This window comes from Azospirillum oleiclasticum, assembly GCF_013423485.1.
Lineage (GTDB): Bacteria > Pseudomonadota > Alphaproteobacteria > Azospirillales > Azospirillaceae > Azospirillum > Azospirillum oleiclasticum.
The window spans coordinates 353,042-379,441 of sequence record NZ_JABFFR010000003.1; the positions used below are offsets into that span (position 1 = coordinate 353,042).

Here is a 26,400-nt window from a genome sequence, read left to right on the forward strand (position 1 = left end):
ATCAGACGCCCCCCCCGGTCGGGACCTTGCGGATGACGACCACCTCCTCGCGGCGGCGGGCGAGCTGCGCGCCGACATTCTGCTTCCGCACGCCCTCGCGCGACCGCAGGGTCAGCACGATGGCGCCGATCATCGCGATCAACAGCACGATGCCGCTGGCCTGGAAGAGGTAGACGTAGTGGGTGTAGAGCAGCTGCCCCAGCGCCTCGGTGTTGGTCGCCTGGTCCAGCGGCGGCATCGGCGCGCCGGCGGCCTGCGGGGCGGCCGGTGCGGTCACCCAGGCGCCGAGCACGACGGCCAACTCCACCAGCAGGATCAGCCCGATCAGCGCGCCGAAGGGCAGATACTGCAGGAAGCCGCTGCGCAGCTCCTTGAAGTTGATGTCGAGCATCATCACGACGAAGAGGAACAGCACGGCCACGGCGCCCACATAGACGATGACCAGGATCATCGCCAGGAACTCCGCCCCCATCAGCACCGCCAGGCCGGCGGCCTGGAAGAAGGCGAGGATGAGGAAGAGCACCGAGTGGACCGGGTTCCGCGCCGAGATGACCATCACGCCGGAGGCCACGAGGATGGCGGAGAAGACGTAAAAGGCTATGGTTTGCACAATCATGGAGTTCCCCGCCTCCGGAGTCGAGGGTCGGTGTGATCCGTCCGTTCCGGGCTTCTTGTCCAGGGGTCCCGATCGGGACGGCGCGGCTCGGAACGCCCCGCCCCAGACCCCACTGCGGCTGCGACTATTAGCGGTAGGGTGCTTCGGCCGCAAGGTTCGCGGCGAGCTGGGCTTCCCAGCGGTCGCCGTTCGCCAGCAGCTTCTGCTTGTTGTAGAAGAGCTCCTCGCGGGTCTCCGTGGAGAACTCGAAGTTCGGCCCCTCGACGATCGCATCCACCGGGCAGGCCTCCTGGCACAGGCCGCAATAGATGCATTTCGTCATGTCGATGTCGTAGCGCGTGGTGCGCCGGCTGTAGTCGTCGCGCGGCTCGGCCTCGATGGTGATGGCCAGCGCGGGACAGACCGCCTCGCACAGCTTGCACGCGATGCAGCGCTCTTCCCCGTTCGGGTAACGGCGCAACGCATGCTCGCCGCGGAAGCGGGCGCTGATCGGCCCCTTCTCGAAGGGGTAGTTCAGCGTCACCTTCGGCTTGAACATGTAGCGCAGGGTCAGCCCCAGCCCCGTGACCAGCTCGGTCAGGAACAGGCTGCGCGCCGCACGGTCGAGGAACGCCATGGCCTCAGTCTCCTTCGCACCAGGGACGGGCGGACCCGCCCCCGCATTCGTTCACGTCACTTCGGCAGCCAGCCGAAGGTCACCAGGACGCCGGCGGTCAGCACGACCCACAGCAGCGAGAAGGGCAGGAACACCTTCCAGCCCAACCGCATCAGCTGGTCGTAGCGGAAGCGCGGCATGGTGGCGCGGACCCAGATGAAGACGAACAGGCAGAACACGATCTTCAGCGCGAACCAGATCGGCCCGGGGATCCAGGTGAAGGGCACCATGTTCAGCGGCGGCAGCCAGCCGCCCAGGAACAGGATGCTGGTCATCGCGCTCATCAGGATCATGTTGGCGTATTCGCCGAGGAAGAACAGCGCGTAGGGGAACGAGCCGTACTCCACCATGAAGCCGGCGACCAGCTCCGACTCGCCTTCCGGCAGGTCGAAGGGCGCGCGGTTCGTCTCGGCCAAGGCCGAGATGAAGAAGATGACGAACATCGGCAGCAGCGGCACCGCGAACCACACCGTGGTCTGCGCCCGCACGATATCGCTGATGTTCAGCGAGCCGACGCACAGCAGCACCGTGATGATCACGAGGCCGATGGACACCTCGTAGCTGACCATCTGCGCCGCCGACCGCAGCCCGCCGAGGAAGGCGTAGCGCGAGTTCGACGCCCATCCCGCCATGATGATGCCGTAGACGCCCAGCGAGGAGATGGCGAACAGGTAGAGGATGCCGACGTTGATGTTGGCCAGCACCACGCCTTCCGCGAAGGGGATCACCGCCCAGGCGACCAGCGCCAGGAAGAAGGTGAGCATCGGCGCCACGTAGAAGACCACGCGGTTGGCGCCCGACGGAAGGATGTGCTCCTTCGCCAGCAGCTTCAGACCGTCCGCCATCGGCTGCAGCAGGCCGAAGGGGCCGACCAGCATCGGCCCCTGGCGGAGCTGCATGGCGCCCATGACCTTGCGCTCGGCATAGGTCAGATAGGCCACGCCGACGAGCAGCGGCACCACGATCGCCAGGATCTGGAGGACGATGATGATCAGCGGCAGCAGGAAGCCGCTCCAGAAATCAGCCATGGGTGCCGGTCCTCTCTTCAGCGGCCGCGGAGGCGCCGCGCACGAACGTCTCCGTGCAGCGGGCCATGGTCTCGGACGCCCGGCTGATCGGATCGGTCATGTAGTAGTTCGTGATCGGGGTCGCGAAGGCGGCACCGTCCAGCGCACCGGCCGTGCCGAACCCGCCCCAGGCGGCCGGCGTCACCGTGCCCAGCTTGCCGAACACCGGGTTCACCGCGACCATGCGGGCGCGGAGCTGGCTGACGCTGTCGTAGGGCAGCGTGTGGCCCAGCCGCTCCGACAGGGCGCGCAGGATCTTCCAGTCCTCGCGCGCCTCGCCCAGCGGGAAGGTCGCGAGGCGGGCGATCTGCGGCCGGCCCTCGGTGTTGACGTAGGTCGCGTTCTTCTCGGTGTAGGCGGCACCCGGCAGGATCACGTCGGCGCGGTGCGCACCGCGGTCGCCATGGTGGCCCTGGTAGATCACGAAGGCGTTGCCAAGCCGGTCCGTGTCCAGCTCGTCGGCGCCCAGCAGATACACCACCTCGACCGCGCCACTGGCCGCACCGTCGAGGATGCCGGCGACCGAACGGCCGCCCGCGCCCGGCACGAAACCGATGTCGAGCCCGCCGACCCGCGCCGCGGCCCGGTGCAGCACGTTGAAGCCGTTCCAGCCGTCCCGCACCATCCCGAAGCTCTCGGCCAGAGCGCGCGCCGCCGCCTGGATCGCCAGCCCGTCGGGCCGCGCCAGCGCGCCGGCGCCCAGGATCAGCATCGGCTTCTTGGCGCCGCGCAGAACCTCGGCGAAGGAGTGGTTGCCGTCGATGAGCTGGCTCAGCGTGTCGGTGCCCGCCCCCAGATAGGTGGTCGGGTAGGTGAGGTCGCGCTGCTCGCCGATGACAGCCACCTTCAGCCCGCCCATCAGGTAGCGCTTGCGGATGCGGGCGTTGACGATGGGGGCTTCCCAGCGCGGGTTGGTGCCGATCAGCAGGATCGCGTCGGCCTGCTCGATGCCGGCGATGGTGCTGTTGAACAGGTAGCCGGCGCGGCTGGAGGTGTCGAACATCGCGCCGTCCTGACGGCAGTCGATGTTGGCCGAGCCCAGCGCGGTCATCAGGTCCTTCAGCGCCAGCATCGACTCCACATCGACCAGATCGCCGGCGATGGCGGCGATGCGTTCACCGGGCAGACCCTTGACCCGCGCGGCGATGGCGGCGAAGGCGTCGGCCCAGCTCGCCGGCTGGAGCTTGCCGTTGACGCGGAGGTAGGGGCGGTCGAGCCGCTGGCGCTTCAAGCCGTCGTGGTGGTAGCGGGTCTTGTCGCCGATCCACTCCTCGTTCACGTCCTCGTTGAGGCGCGGCAGCACGCGCATCACCTCGGGCCCGCGCGTGTCCACGCGGATGTTGGAGCCGACCGCGTCCATCACGTCGATGGTCTCGGTCTTGCGCAGCTCCCACGGGCGCGCGGTGTAGGCGTAGGGCTTGGAGGTCAGGGCGCCGACCGGGCAGACGTCCACGAGGTTGCCCGACAGCTCCGACGCGATCGCCTGCTCGACGAAGGTGGTGATCTCCATGTGCTCGCCGCGGCTGACCGCGCCCAGCATCGGCACCCCGGCGATCTCGTTGCCGAAGCGGATGCAGCGGGTACAGTGGATGCAGCGGGTCATGAAGGTCTTGATCAGCGGCCCCATGTACTTCTCGGTGACCGCGCGCTTGTTCTCGCCGTAGCGGCCGCGGTCGAAACCATAGGACATCGCCTGGTCCTGCAGGTCGCACTCGCCGCCCTGGTCGCAGATGGGACAGTCCAGCGGGTGGTTGATCAGCAGGAACTCCATGACGCCCTTGCGCGCCTTGTGCACCAGCTCCGTGTCGGTCTTGATGACCATGTTGTCGGCGCAGGGCATGGCGCAGGAGGCGACCGGCTTGGGCGCGCGCTCCATCTCCACGAGGCACATCCGGCAGTTGGCCGGCACGCTGAGCCGCTCGTGGTAGCAGAAGCGCGGGATTTCGATGCCGAGCTGCTCGCAGGCCTGGAGCACCGAGGTGCCCGGCTCGACTTCGATCTCGATCCCGTCGATGGTGAGTTTCGGCATGGGATCAGCGGCTCCTTACTCGGCGGCCATCTGGTGGGCGCTGTTGCGGTAGTCGAGGATGCGGCGCTCCATCTCCGGCCGGAAATGCCGGATCAGGCCCTGCACCGGCCAGGCCGCGGCGTCGCCCAGCGCGCAGATGGTGTGGCCCTCGATCTGCCTGGTCACCTCCAGCAGCATGTCGATCTCCTCGACCCGCGCGTTGCCGCGGACCATGCGCTGCATGACGCGCGAGAGCCAGCCGGTGCCCTCGCGGCACGGCGTGCACTGGCCGCAGGATTCATGCGCGTAGAAGCGCGACAGGCGGGCGATGGCCTTCACGATGTCGGTGGACTTGTCCATCACGATCACCGCGGCGGTGCCCAGCCCCGAGCGCACCTCACGCAGGCTGTCGAAGTCCATCAGCACAGTGTCGCAGATCGACTTGGGCAGCACCGGCACCGAGGAGCCGCCGGGGATGATCGCCAGAAGATTGTCCCAACCGCCGCGCACGCCGCCGGCGTGGCGCTCGATCAGCTCCTTCAGCGGAATGCCCATCTCCTCTTCCACGTTGCACGGCCGGTTGACGTGGCCGGAGATGCAGAACAGCTTGGTCCCGGTGTTCTTCGGACGGCCCAGCCCGCCGAACCAGCCGGCGCCGCGGCGCAGGATGGTCGGCACCACGGCGATCGACTCGACGTTGTTCACCGTGGTCGGGCAGGAGTAGAGGCCGGCCTGCGCCGGGAAGGGCGGCTTGTTGCGCGGCTGCCCCTTCTTGCCCTCGATGGACTCGATGAGCGCCGTCTCCTCGCCGCAGATGTAGGCGCCGGCCCCGCGGTGGATGTAGATGTCGTAGTCGTAGCCGGTGCCGCAGGCGTTCTTGCCGAGCAACCCCGCCGCGTAGGCCTCGTCGATGGCGACCTGGACGGCCGAGCCCTCGTTGTAGAACTCGCCGCGGATGTAGATGTAGCAGGCCGACGCCCCGATGGCGAAACCGGCGATCAGGCAGCCCTCGATCAGCTTGTGCGGATCGTGGCGCAGGATGTCGCGGTCCTTGCAGGTGCCGGGCTCGCCCTCGTCGGCGTTGACCACGAGGTAGACCGGCTTGTCGGTCACGTTCTTCGGCATGAAGGACCACTTCATGCCGGTGGAGAAGCCGGCGCCGCCACGGCCGCGCAGGCCGGACTCCTTCACCTCGTTGATGATCCAGTCCTTGCCCTTTTCGATCAGGGCCTTGGTGCCGTCCCAGTCGCCGCGCCGTTGGGCGGCCTCCAGGCGGAAGTCCTGGAACCCGTAGAGGTTCGTGAAAATGCGGTCCTCGTCGCGAAGCATCGCATCACCCTCAATCGTCGGCCTGGGCGTCGGCGCCCTGCGGGGTGCAGAACGCCTTCAGCGTGGTGGGACCGCCCTCCGGGCAGGAGGTCTGGCGCCCGGTCTGGGATCCCGCGGGCGGGGTTTCGCCACGTTTGAACGCGTCGATGATCCGCTCCATCTGCTCCGGCCCGACATCTTCGTAATAGTCGTCGCCGATCTGCACGACAGGCGCGTTGACGCAGGCCCCCGAGCACTCGACTTCGCCCAGCGTGAACTGGCCGTCCGGCGTGGTCTCGCCGAGATCGATGCCGAGCTTGCGCTTGCACACCGCCACCACGTCGTCCGATCCGCGCAGCCAGCAGGGCGTGGTCGTGCACACCTGGATGTGGTGCTTGCCGATCGGGTGGTGGTTGTACATCGTGTAGAAGGTCGCGACCTCGTACACGCGGATCGGCGGCATCGCCAGCATGGCGGCGATGTGGTCCATGATCGGCTGCGTCAGCCAGCCGCCGTTCTGGCGCTGCGCCAGATCGAGCAGCGGCATGACGGCGCTGGCCTGACGGCCCGCCGGGTACTTGGCGATGATGCGCTTCGCGAGCTCCTGGTTCTCGTCGGAGAACGCGAAGGCGGCCGGCTCCCCCGCCGGCGCCGCAACGGTGGCGCTCATCGGTCGATCTCTCCGAAGACGATGTCCATGGACGCGATGTTGGCCACCGCGTCGGCCAGCATGTGGCCCTTCGACATGAAATCCAGCCCCTGCAGATGCGCGAAGCCGGGCGGCCGGATCTTGCAGCGGTAGGCGCGGTTGCTGCCGTCGGACACCAGGAACACCGCGAATTCGCCCTTCGGCGCCTCGATGGCGGTGTAGGTCTCGCCCGCGGGAACGTGGAAGCCCTCGGTGTAGAGCTTGAAGTGATGGATGAGCGCTTCCATGGAACGCTTCATCTCGCCGCGCGGCGGCGGCGCCACCTTGCGGTCCTGGGTTCGCACCGGCCCGTCCGGCAGTTCCTTGAGACACTGGCGGATGATGCGGTTGGACTGCCGCATTTCCTCCATGCGCACCAGATAGCGCGCCCAGCAGTCGCCGGTCAGGCCGACGGGAACGTCGAACTCCATGCGGTCGTAGACCTCGTAGGGCTGCGACTTGCGCAGGTCCCAGGCGACGCCGGATCCGCGCAGCATCGGACCGGAGAAGCCCCAGTCCAGCGCCTGCTCCTTGCTCACGACACCGATGTCGACGGTGCGCTGCTTGAAGATGCGGTTCTCGGTCAGCAGGTTGTCGAGATCATCGACGAATTTCGGGAACTTCTCGGTGTATTCCCAGATGTCGTCGGTCAGCCCGGCCGGCAGGTCCCAGGCGACGCCGCCGACGCGGAAATAATTCGCGTGCAGACGGGCACCGGAGACGCGCTCGTAGAACTCCATGAGGATCTCGCGCTCCTCGAAGCCCCACAGCGCCGGTGTGATCGCCCCGACGTCCAGCGCGCCGGTGGTGATCGACAGGATGTGGTTGAGGATGCGGGTGATCTCGGAGAACAGCACGCGGATGTATTGGGCGCGCGGCGGCGGCTTGATCCGCAGCAAATTCTCCACACCCAGCACGAAGGCGTGCTCCATGCACATGGGCGAGACGTAGTCCAGCCGGTCGAAGTAGGGGATCGCCTGCTGGTAGGTCTTGTACTCGATCAGCTTCTCGGTGCCCCGGTGGAGCAGGCCGATGTGCGGGTCGCAGCGCTCCACGATCTCGCCGTTCAGCTCCATGACCAGTCGCAACACGCCGTGCGCGGCGGGGTGCTGCGGCCCGAAATTCATGGTGTAGGGCTTGATCTGGGTCGGCTTGCCGCCGGCGTGCCCGGTCGGCGCGGTCGCGGTCGTGCTCACGGCTTGCTCCCGGTCGTGTTGCCGGTGTTCGGTGCCTGCGCCTTCTCGTCGCCGGGCAGCATCACGTTGGTCATGCCTTCCCACGGGCTCAGGAAGTCGAAGGTGCGGAAGTCCTGCGTCAGCTTGACGGGTTCGTAGACGACGCGCTTCTGCTCCTCGTCGTAACGGACCTCGACGTAGCCGGTCAGCGGGAAGTCCTTTCGGAAGGGATGCCCCTCGAACCCGTAGTCGGTGAGGATGCGGCGCAGGTCCGGGTGGTCGGAGAAGAACACCCCGAACATGTCCCAGGTCTCGCGCTCGAACCAGTTGGCGGCGCTGTAGACGGACACCACCGACGGGACGGGGGTGTCCTCGTCGGTGGTGACCTTCACCCGGATTCGCTGGTTGTGCTTCAGGCTCAACAGGTTGTAGACGACCTCGAAGCGCTCCTCGCGCTCGGGATAATCGACCGCGGTGATGTCCATCACCTGCTCGAAACGACAGTTGGTGTCGTCGCGCAGGAAGGTCAGGGCCTTCACGATCGCCGGTCGGCGGACGATGGCGATCAGCTCGCCAAGCTTGATCTCGACCTTGAGCACATCGTCGCCGAGGCGCGACGCGATGTGGTCGCCGAGTTCCTTGAGCGCTTCTTCGGTCATGGGCCTGTTCGCCTGCCTTCTTGGTCTTCAGCGCGCGATGCGGTTTCCGCGTCGGATCTTCTTCTGGAGCTGCAGGATGCCGTAGACCAGCGCTTCCGCGGTCGGCGGGCAGCCGGGCACGTAGATATCGACGGGAACCACGCGGTCGCAGCCGCGCACCACCGCGTAGGAGTAGTGATAGTAGCCGCCGCCGTTGGCGCAGGACCCCATCGAGATCACCCAGCGCGGCTCCGGCATCTGGTCATAGACCTTGCGCAGCGCCGGGGCCATCTTGTTGGTCAGCGTGCCGGCCACGATCATGCAGTCGGACTGGCGCGGGCTGGGGCGCGGGATCACGCCGAAGCGGTCGAGGTCGTAGCGGCTCATGTAGGCGTGGATCATCTCCACCGCGCAGCAGGCCAGCCCGAAGGTCATCGGCCACAGCGACCCGGTGCGCGCCCAGGCGAGCAGATCCTCGTACTTGGCGGTGATGAAACCCTTGTCCTGGATCTCCTCGTTCACCGCGCGGAAATAGGCGTCCTGTTCCGGTCCGGGCGGAATCGGCGCCAGCGGGTTCGCGGCTCCTACTCCCATTCCAGAGCTCCTTTCTTCCACTCGTAGATGAACCCGATCGTCAGGATCCCGAGGAACACGATCATCGACCAGAAGCCGAACAGCCCGATGTCACCCAGGGCGACCGCCCAGGGAAACAGGAACGCGACTTCCAGGTCGAAGATGATGAACAGGATCGAGACCAGGTAGAACCGCACGTCGAACTTGGTGCGGGCGTCCTCGAAGGGCTCGAATCCGCATTCGTACGGTGACACCTTCTCGGCGTCCGGGTTGCTGCCGCCGACCACGTAGGAGGCGCCGACCATCACGGCCGCCAGGCCGATCGCGATCAGCAGGAACACGAGGATCGGAAGGTACTCGAAAATAAGCGGGTTGCTCACCCCTTGGTCCTCCCGTCAGCCCATGCCACCTAGACGGCACGGCCCCCGAATTGGGCCGACACGTCATGGCGTGGCAGGAATGCCTTGGATTAGCCCTTCAGACGGCCGGCACTATAGGCCCATCGCTCGCCCAAGGAAAGCGCTTTGAGACATTCTCCAGCGGCCAAAAAGCCAGTCACACCAAGCCTTAGCGGGCACTTGGTGTTACCAGCGAATTCGTCGCAGGCGATTTTCGAAGGGTGAAAAAACGACGAAAGGGAGAATGGCGCGAGTGACGGGACTTGAACCCGCGGCCTCCGGCGTGACAGGCCGGCGCTCTAACCAACTGAGCTACACCCGCGCAACGAGGAACACCGGACGGTCGGGGTTTCCGAACCGCGGCGGCCGGAGCCGCCGGACGGGGTGTTCCGTCGTGGGCGGCGTTCTAGCCGCCCTGCCCCGCCCCTGTCAACGGAAATAAAGCCGGCGGTGGCGAACCCTATTCAGAACGGTCAACCGGCAAGCGTGCGGCGGCGCAGCCGGTCGAGCCCGTCGAAGGCGGCGAGCATGGCGTCCGGCAATTCACGGCGGTCGATGGCACCGGGCCCGCCGAATCCGGTCAACGCCTCTTCGAGCGCGCGGGCCAGAAGCTCGGCGACTTCGAGATTCTCCTGCTCGATGGCAAGTTCAAGGGCGTTCAAAATCCGGTCGCCCAACCGCCGCTCATCAATACCCACGCCGTCCTCCGTCGCTTCGTCGGATCATCCGTGGGGAGCATAACACGTTCGCGTGCTGCCGCCCGGCGCTTCGTAGTGCCGCAGAGTCGCGATGGAGCGCGGGGCCACTTGCGGCACGATCGGCGGCGCCGCGGCGGGATGGTGGGCGATGAGGGTTTCGAACCCCCGACATCCTGCGTGTAAGACAGGCGCTCTACCCCTGAGCTAATCGCCCGCAAAGGTCGCCGGGGCCGTCGCCCGGTGCGCCGGCCGGCCGGCACGGGCCGGCCGGAGCGCGGGTAACGCCGTGCTCAGTTGAGCGCGTCCTTGAGGTTCTTGCCGGGCTTGAACTTGGGCTGCTTGGACGCCGGGATGGTGATCTTTTCACCGGTGCGCGGGTTGCGCCCCTCGCTGGCGGCGCGCTCGGCGACCGCAAAGGTCCCGAAACCCACCAGCCGCACCTCGTCGCCCTTCTTCAGGGAGTCGGAGATGCCGTCGAACACCGCATCCACCGCCTTCGTCGCGTCGGTCTTGGACAAACCGGCGGCGTCGGCGACAAGCGCCACAAGATCATTTTTGTTCATTACAATCCCCCTTCCCCAAATCGTTTAAAAACCAAAGATCAAAGTCGTCCCCCGACTTCGCGAGCGCCGAGTGTAAGCGCAGGAAATGCCGCCCGTCAATGAAGGACGGGCGGCATTTCCTGGAAAAACGGCTGATTTCCGCGGGTTACGTCAGTGCCGCAACACCTCTCCCGCGGCCTCGCCGTCGCGGGCCTTGGACGGGGTTTCGACACGTTCCTCCGGCTCGGTCCACTCGATCGGCTCGAGCGGCTTGGTCAGCGCGTTGCGCAGCACGTCGTCCACGGAATTCACCGGGATGATGGTCAGGTTCCGCTTCACATTGTCCGGAATGTCGGCCAGATCCTTTTCGTTGTCCTTGGGGATCAGCACCGTCTTCAGGCCACCGCGCAGCGCTGCCAGCAGCTTCTCCTTCAACCCGCCGATCGGCAGCACGCGACCGCGCAGCGTGATCTCACCGGTCATCGCCACGTCCTTGCGGACGGGGATGGTGGTCAGCACGGAGACGATCGAGGTGATCATCGCCACGCCGGCCGACGGACCGTCCTTCGGGGTGGCACCCTCCGGAACGTGCACGTGGATGTCGCGCTTTTCGAACATGGTCGGCTTGATGCCGAAGGCGACGGCGCGGGATTTCACATAGCTTTCCGCGGCCTGTACCGATTCCTTCATGACGTCGCCGAGCTTGCCGGTGGTGGTGATGCGGCCCTTGCCGGGCAGCGCCACCGCCTCGATCGACAGGATCTCGCCGCCCACCTCGGTCCAGGCGAGGCCGGTGGTGACGCCGACGAGGTCCTCCAGCTCCGCCTCGCCGAAGTGGAAGCGGCGGATGCCGGCGTATTTGTCGAGGTTGCGCCGCGTGATCTGGACCTTCTCGGAGCCCTTCATCAGGATCTCCTTGACGACCTTGCGGCAGAGGTTGGCGATCTCGCGCTCCAGCGAGCGCACGCCGGCCTCCCGCGTGTAATAGCGGATGAGGTCGCGCAGCGCGTCGTCGGAGATGTTGAACTCGCCCTTCTTCAGGCCGTTCGCCTTCACCTGCTTCTCGATCAGGTGACGCTTGGAGATCTCGACCTTCTCGTCCTCGGTGTAGCCGGCGACGCGGATGATCTCCATGCGGTCCAGCAACGGCTGCGGCATGCGCAGCGTGTTGGCCGTGCAGACGAACATCACGTCGGACAGGTCGTAATCGACCTCCAGGTAATGGTCGTTGAAGGTGCCGTTCTGCTCGGGATCCAGCACCTCCAGCAGCGCCGAGGACGGGTCGCCGCGCCAATCGGCGCCGAGCTTGTCCACCTCGTCCAGGAGGAACAGCGGGTTCGACGACTTCGCCTTCTTCATGCCCTGGATGACCTTGCCGGGCATCGAGCCGATGTAGGTGCGGCGGTGGCCGCGCACCTCCGCCTCGTCACGCACGCCGCCGAGCGACATGCGCACGAAATTGCGGCCGGTGGACTTGGCGATCGACTTGCCGAGCGAGGTCTTGCCGACGCCGGGAGGCCCGACGAGGCACAGGATCGGACCCTTCACCTTGTTCATGCGGTTCTGCACCGCGAGGTATTCCAGGATGCGTTCCTTGACCTTGTCGAGGCCGTAATGGTCGGCGTCGAGGATCTTGTGCGCGAGCTTGATGTCCTTCTTGACCTTGGTGCGCTTCTTCCACGGAATCGACAGGATCCAGTCGAGGTAGTTGCGCACGACCGTCGCCTCGGCGGACATCGGGCTCATGGTCTTGAGCTTCTTCAGCTCGGCCAGGGCCTTCTCGCGTGCTTCCTTGCTGAGGCGGGTCTTGTTGATCTTCTCCTCGATCTCGGCGGCCTCGTCGCGACCGTCCTCGGTCTCGCCCAGCTCCTTCTGGATGGCCTTGAGCTGTTCGTTCAGGTAGTACTCGCGCTGGGTCTTCTCCATCTGCCGCTTGACGCGGTTGCGGATGCGCTTCTCCACCTGCAGCACGCCGATCTCGCCCTCCATGAAGGCGTAGACCCGCTCCAGCCGCTCCGACACGGTCGCGCATTCCAGAAGCTGCTGCTTCTCGGGAATCTTCAGCGCCAGGTGCGAGGCGACGGTGTCGGCCAGCTTGCCGGCCTCTTCGATCTGGTTGATCGAGACCAGCACCTCGGGCGGGATCTTCTTGTTCAGCTTGATGTACTGTTCGAACTGCGAGACCACGGCGCGGCTGAGCGCCTCCAGCTCCTGGTTCTCGCCCGCCTTCTCCTCGATGGGATCGGCGTAGGCCTGGAAGAAGTCGTCGTTCTCCGCGAACTTCACGATGGACGCCCGCTGTCCGCCTTCGACCAGCACCTTCACCGTGCCGTCCGGCAGCTTCAGCAACTGAAGCACGGTCCCCACGGTGCCGACGCTGTAGATGTCGGCCGGGTTCGGATCGTCCTGCGCGGCGTTCTTCTGGGTGACGAGCAGGATCTGCTTGTCATCCTTCATCACATCCTCGAGCGCGCGAACCGACTTCTCGCGCCCGACGAACAGCGGAACGATCATGTGCGGGAACACGACGATGTCCCGCAGGGGCAGGACCGGATAGAGGACACCACGGGGAATCTCGAACATCGCTTCTGTGCCTCTTCAAGGGGAAACCGCCAGCCCGGGATGGGCCTGACGATGGCGTCCCGCCTCGCAATGAGCGCAAGAACACCGCCCGGTGTGAAAGTAACGTGGCACACCCCTACCCACCCTTCAAGGGGAAGGCGTCGCGGGCGCACAACGACCACGGCCGGATCGCCGGCGTGAATCGGGACCGGAGCGGCAACGGACCCTTGCGCGAGAGGATTGCCCGGCTATGCTTTTCAGGGTTGCCACCCTTCGCGATGGACAACCAGGCTGCCATCCGACAGGTCGTCTTCACAGCCCGCAGCGAGAGGAGAGGCGCGTGCCTGGTCTTACCGCGCAACAGCTCAGGACAGCCCTCGTGAACGACCCGGCGGGCTTTCTTGCCAGCACCGTGATCCAATTCGATCTGGCGAACGGCATCTCCCCGAATGGCTGGCAACAATCCACCGCCGGTTCCCTGATGATCGGCCCGACCCTGCCGAGTGTGCACCGGCCGATGCGGTTCCGCTCGACCCACCGCGACAGCTTCAACGTCGAATACCGCAACGGCCAGAACGGTTGGGCGACCGACGGCGATTTCTACCACGTCACGCCGGACGGCGGTGGTGAGCTGTTGGCCTATTTCCTGCCCTGGCGCGCGGATTCGGGCTATTCGCTGGTGATCGGAGCGGACGCGCAGCTCTTCTTCAACGCCATGATGGACGGCTGTTCCTTCGGCTGGACAATCGGACCGAACGGCACCATCCGCGTGGCGCACCACAACATCCAGGGCGACGACGGGCTGACGAACAACGCGCAGATGCTGCAGAGCCTCGGCATGTACCAGAACCGCTTCATGCGTGACGATTACCGGCACTTCGATGGCGGCTACGGGTCCTGCTCGATCATCGGCGCGCGCGGAAACAACGGCTGGCGGATCTACGCCCAGGTGCTGAGCGGCGGATTCGGGAACTACCGGATCGAGCAGGTGGACCGATTGCAATGACGGGATGTGCCGTCGGCGACAGGCATCGGCCATGGCGTGCGTATAGCTGTATGATCTATTTCGTCGAGGGAGGGAAAGGATATGGCACAGCGACCGAAGGGAGCTACCGCGCTTGGCAGCCATTTTTACCTGTTCAAGTCGGAGACGAACAAAACGGATTGCCTGATTTCCGCGCATGGCGGTTACAAAAAGACAACCAGTGATTTTACCGTGAAAGGGTGCACCCTTTACTTCTACGTCGACCACGACTTCGCTCTGGCCGATCCCGGCATGGCGTTGATGTACAAAAAAGGAAAGCCGGTAGAAACCATCTCCGACAATCAAAAATGCAGGAATTATATTCTATCAAAATATCAAGGCCGCCACAGCAAAAGCGGTGAAACTTATGAAACCATCCATGACGCCATTCAGAGAGATGACGCGTACACGTCACAAATTCTCTCTCTGAAAGGTATAATGGACGAAAAATCTTGGAAGTTGTCAATGCAACAAACCAACTCCATGAACATCTTGACGATCCGGAATCGCTGGTTCAATACGAATCAAAATTTGAGTGACGCCATCGCGGCCGCTCGTCGTGAAATGAGCACGCTGGTGAATTTCCACTGCTCGTTCTGCCGCTGCCTGGTCGGTGGCACAAGCATCAAGACCGGATCGGTCGAATACCAGCCCCTGCTCAGTGACTTCTAAGACCGTCACCACATCAATTGGCCCGGCGGAGACCATGGACGGGGTGAAGCGCGGCAGCGCGGCCCTCCGCGGGTCGGTGCGACATCCGCTGTCGAGCCGACCCGGGACTTGTGAACGGCCGCGGTGCGAGACGTTTCCATGGTCGTCCGGAGCGGACCGGGAGTTGGACACGAGGGGGGCGGCGATTCCCCCCTCCATCACTCAAGCAGCAGGTTCGTTGAAACCGCTCAGCTGGCGGGCAGATACACCTCCCCACCCTGTTCGCGGAAGGACTCGGACATCGCGGCCATGCCCCGCTCCTGCTCCTCACGGCCGGCCATGTCGCGCACCTCCTGCGAAATCTTCATCGAGCAGAATTTCGGCCCGCACATCGAGCAGAAATGGGCCAGCTTCGCCCCGTCGGCCGGCAGGGTCTGGTCGTGGAAGCGCTCGGCGGTGTCGGGATCGAGCGAGAGGTTGAACTGGTCGCGCCAGCGGAACTCGAATCGCGCCCGCGACAGGGCGTCATCGCGCGCCCGCGCCGTGGGATGCCCCTTGGCGAGGTCCGCGGCGTGGGCGGCGATCTTGTAGGTGATGACGCCGGTCTTCACGTCGTCGCGGTCGGGCAGGCCCAGATGCTCCTTGGGCGTGACGTAGCAGAGCATCGCCGTGCCGAACCAGCCGATCATCGCAGCCCCGATTCCGCTGGTGATGTGGTCGTAGCCGGGAGCGATGTCGGTGGTCAGCGGCCCGAGCGTGTAGAAGGGCGCTTCCCCGCACAGCGCGAGCTGCTTGTCCATGTTCTCCTTGATCTTGTGCATGGGGACATGGCCCGGCCCCTCGATCATCACCTGCACGTCGTGCTTCCAGGCGATCTGCGTCAATTCGCCCAGCGTCTCCAGCTCGGCGAACTGGGCGGCGTCGTTGGCGTCGGCGATGCTGCCCGGCCGCAGCCCGTCCCCCAGCGAGAAGGAGACGTCGTAGGAGCGCATGATCGCGCAGATCTCCTCGAAGTTGGTATAAAGGAAGCTCTCCTTGTGGTGGGACAGGCACCATTTCGCCATGATCGAGCCGCCGCGCGAGACGATGCCCGTCACCCGGCGCGCCGACAGAGGGATGTGCCCCAGCCGCACCCCGGCGTGGATGGTGAAGTAATCCACCCCCTGCTCGCACTGCTCGATCAGCGTGTCGCGGAAGATGTCCCAGGTCAGCTCCTCGGCCTTGCCGCCCACCTTCTCCAGCGCCTGATAGATGGGCACGGTGCCGATCGGCACGGGGGAATTGCGGATGATCCATTCGCGGATGGTGTGGATGTTGCGGCCGGTGGACAGATCCATCACCGTGTCCGCACCCCAGCGGATCGACCACACCAGCTTGTCCACCTCCTCCGCCACCGAGGAGGAGACGGCGGAGTTGCCGATGTTGGCGTTCACCTTCACCAGGAAGTTCCGGCCGATGATCATCGGCTCCGACTCCGGGTGGTTGATGTTGGCGGGGATGATGGCCCGGCCGCGCGCCACCTCGTCGCGCACGAACTCCGGCGTCACATGGGCGGGGATGGCGGCGCCGAAGCTCTCGCCGTCCAACGCACCGGCCTCGCGCAGGGCCTCCCGGCCCAGATTCTCGCGGATGGCGATGTACTCCATCTCCGGCGTGACGATGCCGGCGCGGGCGTAGGCGAGCTGGGTGACCGCCAGCCCGGCCCGGCCCCGCAGCGGCTGCCGGCCGGCGCGGTCGAAGACGGGGACCGGGCTCTCCTCCCCCGCCTTCAGGCCGTTGTCCTCCGGCCGGACGCTGCGGCCGTCGCACGGCTCCACATCGCCGCGCCCCTCGATCCAGGGCCGGCGCAGCGCGGCCAGGCCGCGGCGGATGTCGGTGGCGGCGGCCGGGTCGGTGTAGGGACCGGAGGGGTCGTAGACGCGCACCGGCGGCTCGTTGGCTGATGGCGTCAGGTCGATCTCGCGCATCGCGACGCGCAGCTCCGGATGGATGCGGCCGGGCACATGGATCTTGCGGGAGGACGGCAGCGGCCCGGTGGTGACGCCGAATGGCTCGACGGGGAAAGGCTGCACGGGAAGGCTGTCGGGCATGGTGCTTGGATCTCCATCGTTCGTCGGTCGAGGAGATCCGGGCGATTCGCGCGGTGATTGGATGAGCGGCCCACCGGCGACCCACGGGTGCCGGTGCTGCGCCTGTTCCTGTCCCTACGCCGGTACGACCCGGATCAGGTTCAAAGGGTTTCCGCGCATCGCGACGGTGTCTCAGCCCCCGGCCGGGGCTCCCCTTGGAACGCGGACAGTGTTGGACACGAACGATGCGCCTGTCAACGCCGCGTGCGGCGGAACCCGATCGGACGGCCGACGTTCATCACAGGCCCGCCAGCACCACGAGGCCGACACCACAGGGATTGCCCGGATGCCACAGGACACCGCGTCGAAACTCCAGGCGCGGCCGATTCCGGTCCCGTCCGCGGCGCCGGAGTCGCCGCCGGTCACCACCATGCTGATGATCCTGGCCCTGATCATGGTCACGCTCTATGTCGGGCGCGACCTGCTGGTGCCGATCGCGCTGGCGGTGCTGCTCAGCTTCGTGCTGGCGCCGCTGGTGTCGCGGCTGCGGCGCTGGCGGGTGCCACGGGTGCCGGCGGTGGCCGCGGTGGTGGCGCTGCTCTTCGTCGTGATCGCCGGCTTCGGCCTGATGGTGGGTACCCAGATCGCCGACCTCGCCGGCAACGCCCCCACCTACGAGCGCAACATCCGGCAGAAGATCCAGTCGTTGGAGGGTGCCGGTCAGGGTGGCGGGCTCGTCAGCCGGGTGTCGTCGATGGTGCGGCACCTGCGCAGCGACATCCAGCAGGCCGCCAGCCCCGAAAAGCCGCCGTCCCCCGGCGTCAACCCCGACACGCCGCCGGCGCAGACACCCGTCCTGGTCCGGGTGGAGGACGACGCGAGTCCCGTCGAGGTCCTCGGCAACTATCTCGGCCCGGTGCTGGCCCCGCTCGCCACGCTCGGCATGGTGCTGGTCTTCACCCTGTTCATCCTGCTGCAACGCGAGGATCTGCGCGACCGCTTCATCCGGCTGGCCGGGTCGGGCGACCTGTCGCGCACCACCGTGGCGATGAACGACGCCGGCAAGCGGGTCAGCCGCTATCTGCTGATGCAGGTGGTGGTCAACGCGCTCTTCGGCATTCCGGTGGGCATCGGGCTGTGGCTGATCGGCGTGCCGAATCCGGCGCTGTGGGGGCTGCTGGCCTTCGTGCTGCGATTCGTGCCCTTCGCAGGACCGGTGATCGCGGTGTCCTTTCCGCTGCTGCTGTCGATCGCCGTGGACCCCGGCTGGACCATGCCGCTTCTCACCGCCGGTCTGTTCGTGGTGCTGGAGCTGTTCAGCAACAACGTGGTCGAGCCCTGGCTCTATGGCCCGGCGACCGGCATGTCGGCGGTCGCCATCATCGTGTCGGCCGTGTTCTGGACGACGCTGTGGGGACCGGTGGGTCTGCTGCTGGCGACTCCGCTGACCGTCTGCCTGGTGGTGCTGGGCCGCCATGTGCCGCAACTGCATTTTCTTGAGGTGATGTTCGGCGACAGGCCGGTGCTGCCCGACGAGGCCAAGGTGTACCAGCGCCTCCTCGCCGGCGATCCGGAAGAGGCCATCGAGATTTGCGAGGCGACACTGGAGCAGGGGGAGTTCCCTGCCCTGCTCGACCGCGTCCTGCTGCCGGCCCTGTCGCTGGCCGAACAGGACCGGCAGCGCGGCACCTTGCTGCCCGAGGGCCGGCACGCGGTGGCGACGGGCATGGCGGCGCTGCTGGAGTCGCTCGGTGACCTCGGTGCATCGGCAACCTCGCCTGGAACCGGGCGGATCCTCTGCATCGCCGGCCGCAACGAGTTGGACGAGGCTGCCGCCCGCCTGCTGTCCGAACGCCTCCGCCGCGATGGTGCCGATGCCCCCGTCATCGCCTGCGCAGAGCTTTCGCCACGCCACATCGACAGGCTGGATGCGGCCGGGGTGCGCGCGGCGGCGGTGTCCTATCTGAACCCGTCGGCCCTGTCGCACGCGCGCCGCACGGTGGCCCGGCTACGGCGGCGGCTCGGCCCCGGTGTGCCGATCCTGCTGTGTCTCTGGGAAGCCCATCCGGAAGCCGACGCGCCACGGCGGGCGACCGCCGAGACCGCGGCCGATCGGGTCGCGACCAACATCGGCGCGGCCGTCGAGCAACTGGAGGAGCTCGGCGGGGCGGTGACGCTGAACGCCGCGGAGTGACCGGCCACCGGCTGGCGACGGTTACGCGCGCCGCCGCTCAACGATCGGCAGCTCCGCGACCTCGCCGGAGCCGCGGTCGGGCGGGCTGACGATGCCGCCGGAGACGACGAGCTTCAGCCCGTCCTCCACCGTCATGTTCAGCACCACCACCTCGCGCCGCGGCGCGACGATCAGGTAACCGGCGGTCGGCGGGGCGCAGGGGATGAAGACGTGCACCATCTCCTCCGCCGACACCTTCTGCATCTCCGGATGCGCGGTGCCGGTGATGAAGCCCATCGACCACAGCCCGTGGCGTGGATACTCCACCATCACCACCTCGCGGAAAGCGTTGGACTTCTTCGCCAGCACCGTCTCGAAAATCTGCTTCAGCGCGCCGTAGACGCTGCGCACCACCGGCATGCGGGCCACCACCCCCTCGCCCGCGCGCAGCAGCAGCCGCCCGACATAGCCGGCGGCGAAGGCGCCGATCAGCGTCAGAGCCAGGATCACCACCAGCACGCCGATGCCCGGCACCGAGAAAGGCAGGTAATAGTCCGGCATGTAGCCCGCCGGGATCAGCGGGCGCACGGTGTTGTCGATGAAGGAGATGAACCACCACGCGATGTAGGCGGTGATCGCGATGGGGGCCGTCACCAGCACGCCGGCCAGGAAATAGGCGCGCAACCGGCCCGTGAAGCCGATGCCGTCCCGCCGCGGCGGCTTCGGCGGCTGGGGGTGGGACGGTTCGGGCGCGGACTCGGTCGTCTGTCCGTCGTCGCTGGGGTTCACGAAAGGCCTCGCGCGTGATCGCAACGCGCCATGATGGACCGGCGGGGCGCGCGGCTCAACGACCTTTCATGCTTTTGTTGAACGGCGCCCCCGGCGCTTCAGCCCAGGGTCCAGCAGAGCACCGCCACACCCAGCGCGATGGCGGAGCCGTCCACATGGTTGGGGAAGGTGTCCCAGAAGCTCTGCGTGGTGGCCGGGCTGCGCTCCTCGCCCAGCTCGTCCAGCCACAGGCCGGCGGGCAGGCCGCCGGCGAAGCGTTCCGCCAGCGCCCCCGACAGGTGCGCCATGCCGACCGCCAGATAGCAGAACTTCACGAACTCCAGCAGAAAGGCCAAAGTCCCGCCACCCTCCGCCGTCGGCAGCACCGCGGTGCCGCTCGCCAGCACCGCGGTTCCCATGGCCAGCGCCGCCGCGAAGGGAATCGCGACGACGGACAGCAGGCGCTGGGTCTCGACACGGCGCGCGCTGGGAATTCGGCTGAACATCGGAAAGAACCTTCGGCGGCTGCGGGTACGGACGCCCCATCTACCCGCCGAATCGGTTAACGACACCTTAGCGCATGGCGTTGGTCACAGGCCACGCTCAAGGCACCTCCCACACGATCTCGTCGTCCACGGCGTAGATGAAGCATCCCTCCGGCTCGTGCTTGGCGCAGTATTCCAACGCCGCCTCGCGCGCCTCGTCCTCCGTCTTGCGGCCGGTGGCGTAGCCGTAGGCGCCGCGCCAATGGAGCGCCAGGGCTTTCGACTCCGACTTGCCGGCATAGACCCCCATGGCGGCGAAAGCATCGGCCCGCGTCAGGAAGGGCACCGTGGCGGGATTGACCGCCCCTTCCTTCTCGATCTCGAAGTCGGCGAGCCGCAGGGGCGTGCCGGGTGGCACGACCAGACGGTCATCGACCGCGTAGAGGGCGCAGCGGCGCCCCGCCAGGAACTCGCACCGCTCCAGCGCCGCCCGTGCGACACGCGAGGGCGGCAGTGGACCGTTGGCGCTGGTGACGTAAGCGTAGGAGCCGTTCGTGGCGACCGCGAACGCTTTCGGCGACGGTGCCGACGCGTAGCGGGACAGCGTCTCGCGCGCGGCCGGCTTCACATAGGGCACCGCGGACGCGTCGAACAGCATGCTGCCCGCGGATGGCGGCTTGCCGGGCAGAACGGGCGGGGCGACGGTGCCGGCGACCTGCGGCGCGGCCGGGGCCGGCGCGGGGACCGGTGTGGCCGGCTGCGGGGCGGCCGGGATGGGCGTCAGCGTGCGCAGGCGGCTTTCCGCCAGGCTGCGGAAGGTGCCGCCGGGGAACTGCTCCAGGTAGGCCTTGAACAGGGTGGGGTCGGCGCTGTCCTTGATGGAATTCCAGAAGGCGACCTCGCGGTCGGCGGCGGGGCCGGGCGGCGGCGGCTTGGCCGCACCGGTGGGGGCGAAGAAGTGGAACTCCCCGTCCAGCGGCGACGTCGAGAACCACGGTTGCTGGCTGCCGCCGGTCTTGCGCATCACCTGGACGCCGACGTTGTTGAACACGTCGAACACCGTGCTGCCCGGCCGCCGCATCGCCTCCGCCAGCGCCGCGGTGTAGGGGCTGTTGCGGCCGTCGCCGTCGGCGGCGAGCGCGCCGGGCTGGGTGGCGTAGCCGATGACCGTGCCGGCCGGCGCCTGCATCTGCGCCAGCCCGGAGGAGGCCGAGCGCATGCCGCGCCCGCCGAACGGGTTGTTGCGGCAGGCATCGAGCACCACGATGTTCATCCGCCGGTCGTTGCCGTCCATGGCGTCGAGCACCAGCCCGACATCCACCAGCTCGTAGCGGACGTCCGCCTCCGACGCCACCTTGGCGGTGACCGGGACGAGGTAGTTGGTGCCGTTCATCTGGATGCCGTGGCCGGCGTAGAAGAACACCGCCGCCGACGCGCCGCGGATGCGCTGGCCGAACTCGCGCACCGCCTTCTCCAGATCCTCCCGCGACAGGTCGATCAGGGGCTTGCCGCCGATCAGGTCGAAGCCGGCGTCGTCCAGCGTGGACGCCATCAGCTTGGCGTCGTTGGGTGGATTGAGCAGCGGCGTCGCGTGGCGGTAATCGCCGTTCCCCACCACAAGCGCCACCCGGTCCCCGGCCGTGGCGGCCGACGGAAGCCAGAGGGCGGAGACGACGCACAGAAAGGCGATGAGCATCCGGATCGCGGCCACGCGCGGTCTCCACCAAGCCGTTGCGCCGGCCGGGCCAAACGCCCGACCTTTCGGAGTATGCATCTTGGCGAGGCCATCGACGCCGCGCAACCGGCGGATTGGCGTGGTCTCCCGAAGCCGCGCCGTCAACGGCGGCTTTGCGGGAACCGTCGGCTCCGCTATGATCGGGCATACGAACGGGGGCGGCACGGCATGGAGACGGTCAGCGCGAGTCTGGACCGCATCGCGATCCTCCGCACGCTGGATGCGGATGAACGGCTGGCGCTGACGCGCCAATGCCGCTGGCGCCGATTCCGCGCCGACGAACAGATCATCGACCATCTGAGCGACACCCGCGACGTCTGCTTCGTGGTGGAGGGTGCGGTGCGGGTGGTCAGCCACTCCGTGTCCGGCCGCGAGATCAGCTTCGACGAGGTGGAGGCCGGCGGCTTCATCGGCGAGCTGGCGGCCATCGACGGCGGCCCGCGCTCCGCCTCGGTGGTCGCCCGCGACGACAACACGCTGGTGGCCTTCCTCGCCCCGCGCGCCTTCCAGGAGCTGGTGACCAACCGGCCCGAGCTGGCGCTGATGCTGATGCGCCGGCTGTGCGCCATGGTCCGGCAGGCGACCGAGCGGATCATGGATCTATCGACACTCGCCGCCAACAACCGCGTGCACGCCGAACTGCTGCGCCTCGCCCGCCCCAACCGCAAGCCGGACGGCACCGCCGTGATCACCCCGGTTCCGGTTCATGGCGACATCGCCGCCCGCATTAGCGCGACCCGCGAGACGGTGGCACGCGTGATGGGGGAGCTGACCCGCGACGGCGTGATCGAGAAGCGCGGATCGTCGCTGGTGATCCGCGCCTTCGACCGTCTGGACGAGATGGTGCAGGAGGTGCGCGGCGTCGGGTGAGCCACCGCCGCTGCGCCGACGCCCCTACCCCGCCGCCTTGCCGATGGCGGCCATCAGCTCCGGGCTGGTGACCATCGCCAGCAGGGTGATCTGGGTCATCAGGGCGATCTCGCCGCGGCCGGCGGCGGCCAGCAGCTCCGGCTTCGTCAGCAGCTCGATCCGCGTCTCCTCCAGATCGCCCGAGTCCGGCTCGGCGACCCGGCGGCAGCCGGTGGCGTGGAACATGTGGGACGTGGCGCCGCCGGCGTTGGCGTACATGGTGTAGGCGCCGAGGTCGGTCCAGCGCTCCGCCACGCAGCCCGTTTCCTCCATGAGCTCTCGCTTCGCCGTCTCCAGCGCGCTCTCGCCGGGCTTGTCCATGTGGCCGCCGGGGAAGGTCAGGCAGACCCGCTTCGGCCCGTGCCGGTACTGGCGCATCGCCAGGATCCGCCCGTCCTCCATCTCCGGGAAGATGCAGACGAAGGCGGGTTGGCGGAGCTGGTAGAAATTCTCCACCACCCGCCCGTCCGGCAGTTCGACCGTGTCGACGCCGACCCTCATCCAGGGCGAGGCGTCCAGCAGCTCGCGGCTCTCCAGCACCCGCCAGGGCTTGAGTTCGTCCGTCACGTCAGCCCACCGGGTAGGGCGGCTTGGTGTAGCCGGCCGGGGACAGGGTGAAGATCTCGCAGCCGTCCTCGGTGATGCCGACCTGATGCTCGAACTGGGCGGACAGCGAGCGGTCGCGGGTGACGGTGGTCCAGCCGTCCGACAGGATCTTCACGTCGGCCTTGCCGGCGTTGATCATCGGCTCGATGGTGAAGACCATGCCGGGGCGCAGCTCGATGCCCTCGTCCGGCCGGCCGAAATGGTTGACGTGCGGGGCTCCGTGGAACTCCCGGCCGATGCCGTGCCCACCGAACTCCCGGACGACCGAGCAGCGGTTGGCCTCCGCCAGCGTCTGGATGGCGTGCCCGATGGCGCCCAGCCGTGCGCCGGGCTTCGCCTGGGCGATGCCGGCCATCATGCAGTCGTAGGTCAGCTCCACCAGCTTGCGCGCCTTCACCCCGATCCGGTCGCCGACATAGAACATGCGGCTGGTGTCGCCGTACCAGCCGTCCAGGATCACCGTCACGTCGATGTTGACGATGTCGCCGTCGGCCAGCCGCTTGTCGTCGCTGGGAATGCCGTGGTTGACGACATGGTTGGGGGAGATGCAGGAGGCCTTGGGATAACCCTTGTAGCCGACCGTCGCCGGGATGCCGCCGTGCTCGCGCTGGAACGCCTCGATCAGCCGGTCGAGATGGCCCGTGCTCACCCCCGGCTTCACGAAGGGGGCGATGTGATCCAGCGTCTCGGCGGCCAGCCGCCCGGCACGCCTCAGCCCTTCGAAATCCCCCGGCCCGAGCAGCGGCACCCGCCGCCCATCGATGTCGATCGCGTACGCGCCCGATGCGTCGTTCATTCCTTCACCCTTTCACTCATGCCCCCACCTAGCGGAATACCCGCATCGGGGGCAAGGGCTGCGTTTCCGGCATAGGCGCGGCGTCGGCGGATTGCTATATGAGGGCCTTCCGAAACAACGGCCGGTTCACACCCACCGTGGCGAAGCCCACCACCCGTTACGCCTGCCAGTCCTGTGGCGCCTCCTTCCCCAAATGGGCGGGGCGCTGCGACGCCTGCGGCGAGTGGAACACGCTGGTCGAGGAGGCGGTGCCCGACGCGGCGCCGAAGGGGCTGGGGGTCGCCAAGGGCCGCCGCATCGAGTTTGTCGGCCTGACGGGTGCCGGCGCCGCCCCGCCCCGCCGCCTCACCCGCATCGCCGAGCTGGACCGCGTGTGTGGCGGCGGCATGGTGCCGGGCTCGGCCCTGCTGGTCGGCGGTGATCCCGGCATCGGCAAATCCACCCTGCTGCTCCAGGCAACCGCGCGGCTGGCGCAGGAGCACCGCGTCGCCTACGTGTCCGGCGAGGAGGCGGTCGATCAGGTGCGGTTGCGCGCGCGCCGGCTGGGCGTGGCGGAGGCGCCGGTGGCGCTGGCCTCGGCCACCAGCGTGCGCGACGTGGTGGCCGCACTCGACGCCGCCGACGGGCCGGAGATCGTCGTCATCGACTCCATCCAGACCATGTATGTGGACACGCTGGACAGCGCGCCCGGCACGGTGGCGCAGGTCCGCGCCTCGGCGCAGGAGCTGATCCGCGTGGCCAAGCGCCGCGGCGTCGTCCTCATCCTCGTCGGCCACGTGACCAAGGAGGGCATGATCGCCGGCCCCCGCGTGCTGGAGCACATGGTCGACACCGTCCTCTATTTCGAAGGCGACCGCGGTCACCAGTTCCGCATCCTGCGCGCGGTCAAGAACCGCTTCGGCCCGACCGACGAGATCGGCGTGTTCGAGATGACCGACGGCGGGCTGTCGGAGGTCTCCAATCCCTCCGCCCTGTTCCTGGCCGACCGGCGCGGTGACGTGTCGGGAGCCGCGGTCTTCGCCGGGATGGAGGGCACGCGGCCGGTGCTGGTGGAGGTGCAGGCGCTGGTCGCCCCTTCCCCGCTCGGCACACCGCGGCGCGCCGTGGTCGGCTGGGACTCCGCGCGGCTCGCCATGGTGCTGGCGGTGCTGGAGGCGCGCTGCGGCGTGGCGATCGGCGCCAACGACGTGTACCTGAACGTGGCCGGTGGATTGCGTGTGACCGAGCCGGCGGCGGACCTCGCGGTCGCCGCGGCCCTCGTTTCGTCCTTGACGGGGGAGCCGGTTCCGGCCGATGCCGTGGTCTTCGGCGAGATCGGGCTGTCGGGCGAGGTGCGCGGCGTCGGCCAGACCGATCCGCGGCTGAAGGAGGCGGCGAAGCTCGGCTTCGCCACCGCCCTGATGCCGGCCCGCGCCGGTGCCGGGCGGGGCGATGGCGGGCTGCGCACCGTCGAGCTGCGGCGCCTCGGTGAACTGTTGCCACTGTTCCAGCAGGGCGAACCCGGGCCCGGTCGGGGATAGCAGATCGGGGATGGCGGGTCGAGGATAGCGGACCATGGAAAACCTACCGATGAACCCGGCGGACATGGCGGTCGTCGCCGTGCTCCTGCTGTCGGCCTTGCTGGCCTTCACCCGCGGCATGGTGGCGGAGGTGCTGTCGCTGGCCGCCTGGGCCGGGGCGGCGCTCGCCACCCTCTACGCCCTGCCCAGCGCCCTGCCGGTAGCGCAGCAGTTCATCAAGGTGCCGATGCTGGCCTACGCCGCGTCGGCCGCGGTGATCTTCTGCGTGGCGCTGGTGGCGTTGAAGATCCTGGCGAACATCCTGTCCCGGCGGGTGCAGAACTCGTCACTGTCGGCGGTCGACCGCTCGCTCGGTTTCGTCTTCGGTCTGGGCAAGGGAGCGTTGCTCGCGTCCGTCGCATACCTGTTCTTCGTCTGGCTGGTGCCTCCGCCCGAGCATCCGCAGTGGCTGAAGGACGCGCGCACGCGCCCCTTGCTGCACGAGGGTGCCGGCATGATCTATGCGCTGGTGCCTGAGAATCTGAGGGCTGACGGGCTTGCCCGCGCCGATCTGACCCGCGACCGGGTCCGACAGGCGGTCGAGGCCAAGGAGCAGCTCGACCGCCTGGCCACTCCGGTGCCCGCCGGCAGCAAGACGGGTGCGCCCGACGGCGAGAGGGGCTATAACAGGTCGGAGCGCGGCAGCCTCGACCAGCTCTTCCAACAGAACTCGCAGGGTCCGGCGCCTGCACAGTGA

At 67.5% G+C, this 26,400-nt stretch carries 25 protein-coding genes, 2 tRNA genes and 1 riboswitch; of the genes, 6 read left to right on the forward strand and 21 right to left on the reverse strand.

Annotated elements, in window-relative coordinates; translation table 11 throughout:
* Position 1 precedes the first annotated feature (1 nt).
* From HL658_RS06695 to lon, 15 genes are all read right to left on the reverse strand, one after another.
* Complete coding sequence (locus tag HL658_RS06695; protein WP_180281137.1) at positions 2-616, reverse strand: NADH-quinone oxidoreductase subunit J; 615 nt, start codon at positions 614-616, stop codon at positions 2-4.
* Positions 617-743: 127 nt separating this feature from the next.
* On the reverse strand, positions 744-1,232 hold the full coding sequence (gene nuoI, locus HL658_RS06700; protein WP_180281138.1) for an NADH-quinone oxidoreductase subunit NuoI: 489 nt from the start codon (positions 1,230-1,232) through the stop codon (positions 744-746).
* A 56-nt stretch (positions 1,233-1,288) separates the two neighbouring features.
* On the reverse strand, positions 1,289-2,299 hold the full coding sequence (nuoH, locus tag HL658_RS06705; RefSeq protein WP_180281139.1) for an NADH-quinone oxidoreductase subunit NuoH: 1,011 nt from the start codon (positions 2,297-2,299) through the stop codon (positions 1,289-1,291).
* A complete protein-coding gene (nuoG, locus tag HL658_RS06710) occupies positions 2,292-4,367 on the reverse strand; it encodes an NADH-quinone oxidoreductase subunit NuoG (protein ID WP_180281140.1) in 2,076 nt (691 codons plus the stop codon). Before nuoG ends, nuoH begins: the two co-directional genes overlap by 8 nt.
* A gap of 15 nt (positions 4,368-4,382) precedes the next feature.
* Complete coding sequence (gene nuoF, locus HL658_RS06715; RefSeq protein WP_180281141.1) at positions 4,383-5,675, reverse strand: NADH-quinone oxidoreductase subunit NuoF; 1,293 nt, start codon at positions 5,673-5,675, stop codon at positions 4,383-4,385.
* Positions 5,676-5,685: 10 nt separating this feature from the next.
* Entirely contained in the window at positions 5,686-6,324 is a 639-nt protein-coding gene (gene nuoE / locus HL658_RS06720; protein WP_180281142.1) for an NADH-quinone oxidoreductase subunit NuoE, read from the reverse strand.
* Positions 6,321-7,469 carry an NADH-quinone oxidoreductase subunit D gene (locus HL658_RS06725; RefSeq protein WP_196242111.1) on the reverse strand — a complete coding sequence of 383 codons (1,149 nt, stop codon included), beginning with the start codon at positions 7,467-7,469 and terminating at the stop codon, positions 6,321-6,323. The genes nuoE and HL658_RS06725 overlap by 4 nt, the downstream gene beginning before the upstream one ends.
* 65 nt (positions 7,470-7,534) lie before the next feature.
* Complete coding sequence (locus tag HL658_RS06730) at positions 7,535-8,176, reverse strand: NADH-quinone oxidoreductase subunit C (protein WP_180281144.1); 642 nt, start codon at positions 8,174-8,176, stop codon at positions 7,535-7,537.
* Positions 8,177-8,203: 27 nt separating this feature from the next.
* Positions 8,204-8,749 carry a NuoB/complex I 20 kDa subunit family protein gene (locus HL658_RS06735; RefSeq protein WP_180281145.1) on the reverse strand — a complete coding sequence of 182 codons (546 nt, stop codon included), beginning with the start codon at positions 8,747-8,749 and terminating at the stop codon, positions 8,204-8,206.
* Positions 8,740-9,108, reverse strand: coding sequence for an NADH-quinone oxidoreductase subunit A (locus HL658_RS06740; RefSeq protein ID WP_180281146.1), 369 nt, complete (start codon positions 9,106-9,108; stop codon positions 8,740-8,742). The genes HL658_RS06735 and HL658_RS06740 overlap by 10 nt, the downstream gene beginning before the upstream one ends.
* Before the next feature lie 263 nt (positions 9,109-9,371).
* Positions 9,372-9,448: transfer RNA gene (locus HL658_RS06745), tRNA-Asp, on the reverse strand.
* 151 nt (positions 9,449-9,599) lie between these two features.
* A complete protein-coding gene (locus tag HL658_RS06750; protein WP_180281147.1) occupies positions 9,600-9,824 on the reverse strand; it encodes a hypothetical protein in 225 nt (74 codons plus the stop codon).
* A 139-nt stretch (positions 9,825-9,963) separates the two neighbouring features.
* Positions 9,964-10,038 (reverse strand) — tRNA-Val (locus HL658_RS06755).
* A 76-nt stretch (positions 10,039-10,114) separates the two neighbouring features.
* Entirely contained in the window at positions 10,115-10,387 is a 273-nt protein-coding gene (locus HL658_RS06760) for an HU family DNA-binding protein (protein WP_180281148.1), read from the reverse strand.
* A gap of 150 nt (positions 10,388-10,537) precedes the next feature.
* Complete coding sequence (gene lon, locus HL658_RS06765; RefSeq protein WP_180281149.1) at positions 10,538-12,949, reverse strand: endopeptidase La; 2,412 nt, start codon at positions 12,947-12,949, stop codon at positions 10,538-10,540.
* A 319-nt stretch (positions 12,950-13,268) separates the two neighbouring features.
* On the opposite strand from lon, the gene HL658_RS06770 reads away from it, so the two are divergent.
* On the forward strand, positions 13,269-13,934 hold the full coding sequence (locus HL658_RS06770) for a hypothetical protein (RefSeq protein WP_180281150.1): 666 nt from the start codon (positions 13,269-13,271) through the stop codon (positions 13,932-13,934).
* Positions 13,935-14,015: 81 nt separating this feature from the next.
* Entirely contained in the window at positions 14,016-14,624 is a 609-nt protein-coding gene (locus HL658_RS06775) for a putative adhesin (RefSeq protein WP_180281151.1), read from the forward strand.
* A 227-nt stretch (positions 14,625-14,851) separates the two neighbouring features.
* Here the strand turns inward: HL658_RS06775 and thiC are convergent, their stop codons facing one another.
* A complete protein-coding gene (thiC, locus tag HL658_RS06780) occupies positions 14,852-16,693 on the reverse strand; it encodes a phosphomethylpyrimidine synthase ThiC (RefSeq protein ID WP_180281152.1) in 1,842 nt (613 codons plus the stop codon).
* Between the two features lie 93 nt (positions 16,694-16,786).
* Positions 16,787-16,898, reverse strand: a riboswitch (TPP riboswitch).
* Between the two features lie 120 nt (positions 16,899-17,018).
* On the opposite strand from thiC, the gene HL658_RS06785 reads away from it, so the two are divergent.
* On the forward strand, positions 17,019-18,866 hold the full coding sequence (locus tag HL658_RS06785) for an AI-2E family transporter (RefSeq protein ID WP_180281153.1): 1,848 nt from the start codon (positions 17,019-17,021) through the stop codon (positions 18,864-18,866).
* A 21-nt stretch (positions 18,867-18,887) separates the two neighbouring features.
* Here the strand turns inward: HL658_RS06785 and HL658_RS06790 are convergent, their stop codons facing one another.
* The 3 genes from HL658_RS06790 to HL658_RS06800 form a co-directional block, all read right to left on the reverse strand.
* Positions 18,888-19,634, reverse strand: a complete 747-nt coding sequence (locus HL658_RS06790; protein WP_180281154.1) for a DUF502 domain-containing protein — start codon at positions 19,632-19,634, stop codon at positions 18,888-18,890.
* 98 nt (positions 19,635-19,732) lie between these two features.
* Positions 19,733-20,119 (reverse strand): hypothetical protein, encoded by a 387-nt coding sequence (locus tag HL658_RS06795; RefSeq protein ID WP_180281155.1) that lies wholly within the window; start codon positions 20,117-20,119, stop codon positions 19,733-19,735.
* A gap of 97 nt (positions 20,120-20,216) precedes the next feature.
* A complete protein-coding gene (locus HL658_RS06800) occupies positions 20,217-21,809 on the reverse strand; it encodes a caspase family protein (protein WP_180281156.1) in 1,593 nt (530 codons plus the stop codon).
* A gap of 192 nt (positions 21,810-22,001) precedes the next feature.
* On the opposite strand from HL658_RS06800, the gene HL658_RS06805 reads away from it, so the two are divergent.
* Positions 22,002-22,703 (forward strand): Crp/Fnr family transcriptional regulator, encoded by a 702-nt coding sequence (locus HL658_RS06805; protein ID WP_180281157.1) that lies wholly within the window; start codon positions 22,002-22,004, stop codon positions 22,701-22,703.
* 24 nt (positions 22,704-22,727) lie between these two features.
* On the opposite strand, the gene HL658_RS06810 is transcribed toward HL658_RS06805, so the two are convergent.
* Positions 22,728-23,309, reverse strand: a complete 582-nt coding sequence (locus tag HL658_RS06810; RefSeq protein ID WP_343055027.1) for an NUDIX hydrolase — start codon at positions 23,307-23,309, stop codon at positions 22,728-22,730.
* Between the two features lies 1 nt (position 23,310).
* The gene (gene map / locus HL658_RS06815) at positions 23,311-24,144 is read right to left on the reverse strand and encodes a type I methionyl aminopeptidase (protein WP_180281158.1); all 834 of its coding nucleotides are present in this window, start codon (positions 24,142-24,144) and stop codon (positions 23,311-23,313) included.
* Positions 24,145-24,281: 137 nt separating this feature from the next.
* On the opposite strand from map, the gene radA reads away from it, so the two are divergent.
* Together radA and HL658_RS06825 are read left to right on the forward strand one after the other, a co-directional pair.
* Positions 24,282-25,664, forward strand: coding sequence for a DNA repair protein RadA (radA, locus tag HL658_RS06820; protein ID WP_180281308.1), 1,383 nt, complete (start codon positions 24,282-24,284; stop codon positions 25,662-25,664).
* A 34-nt stretch (positions 25,665-25,698) separates the two neighbouring features.
* Positions 25,699-26,400, forward strand: coding sequence for a CvpA family protein (locus HL658_RS06825; RefSeq protein WP_180281159.1), 702 nt, complete (start codon positions 25,699-25,701; stop codon positions 26,398-26,400).

Excerpts from the sequence above, each read along its gene's own strand:
- HL658_RS06695 (WP_180281137.1), bottom strand. The coding sequence starts at position 616 with ATGATTGTGCAAACCATAGCCTTTTACGTCTTCTCCGCCATCCTCGTG.
- nuoI (WP_180281138.1), bottom strand. The coding sequence starts at position 1,232 with ATGGCGTTCCTCGACCGTGCGGCGCGCAGCCTGTTCCTGACCGAGCTG.
- nuoH (WP_180281139.1), bottom strand. The coding sequence starts at position 2,299 with ATGGCTGATTTCTGGAGCGGCTTCCTGCTGCCGCTGATCATCATCGTC.
- nuoG (WP_180281140.1), bottom strand. The coding sequence starts at position 4,367 with ATGCCGAAACTCACCATCGACGGGATCGAGATCGAAGTCGAGCCGGGC.
- nuoF (WP_180281141.1), bottom strand. The coding sequence starts at position 5,675 with ATGCTTCGCGACGAGGACCGCATTTTCACGAACCTCTACGGGTTCCAG.
- nuoE (WP_180281142.1), bottom strand. The coding sequence starts at position 6,324 with ATGAGCGCCACCGTTGCGGCGCCGGCGGGGGAGCCGGCCGCCTTCGCG.
- HL658_RS06725 (WP_196242111.1), bottom strand. The coding sequence starts at position 7,469 with ATGAATTTCGGGCCGCAGCACCCCGCCGCGCACGGCGTGTTGCGACTG.
- HL658_RS06730 (WP_180281144.1), bottom strand. The coding sequence starts at position 8,176 with ATGACCGAAGAAGCGCTCAAGGAACTCGGCGACCACATCGCGTCGCGC.
- HL658_RS06735 (WP_180281145.1), bottom strand. The coding sequence starts at position 8,749 with ATGGGAGTAGGAGCCGCGAACCCGCTGGCGCCGATTCCGCCCGGACCG.
- HL658_RS06760 (WP_180281148.1), bottom strand. The coding sequence starts at position 10,387 with ATGAACAAAAATGATCTTGTGGCGCTTGTCGCCGACGCCGCCGGTTTG.
- lon (WP_180281149.1), bottom strand. The coding sequence starts at position 12,949 with ATGTTCGAGATTCCCCGTGGTGTCCTCTATCCGGTCCTGCCCCTGCGG.
- HL658_RS06775 (WP_180281151.1), top strand. The coding sequence starts at position 14,016 with ATGGCACAGCGACCGAAGGGAGCTACCGCGCTTGGCAGCCATTTTTAC.
- thiC (WP_180281152.1), bottom strand. The coding sequence starts at position 16,693 with ATGCCCGACAGCCTTCCCGTGCAGCCTTTCCCCGTCGAGCCATTCGGC.
- HL658_RS06785 (WP_180281153.1), top strand. The coding sequence starts at position 17,019 with ATGCCACAGGACACCGCGTCGAAACTCCAGGCGCGGCCGATTCCGGTC.
- HL658_RS06795 (WP_180281155.1), bottom strand. The coding sequence starts at position 20,119 with ATGTTCAGCCGAATTCCCAGCGCGCGCCGTGTCGAGACCCAGCGCCTG.
- HL658_RS06805 (WP_180281157.1), top strand. The coding sequence starts at position 22,002 with ATGGAGACGGTCAGCGCGAGTCTGGACCGCATCGCGATCCTCCGCACG.
- map (WP_180281158.1), bottom strand. The coding sequence starts at position 24,144 with ATGAACGACGCATCGGGCGCGTACGCGATCGACATCGATGGGCGGCGG.
- HL658_RS06825 (WP_180281159.1), top strand. The coding sequence starts at position 25,699 with ATGGAAAACCTACCGATGAACCCGGCGGACATGGCGGTCGTCGCCGTG.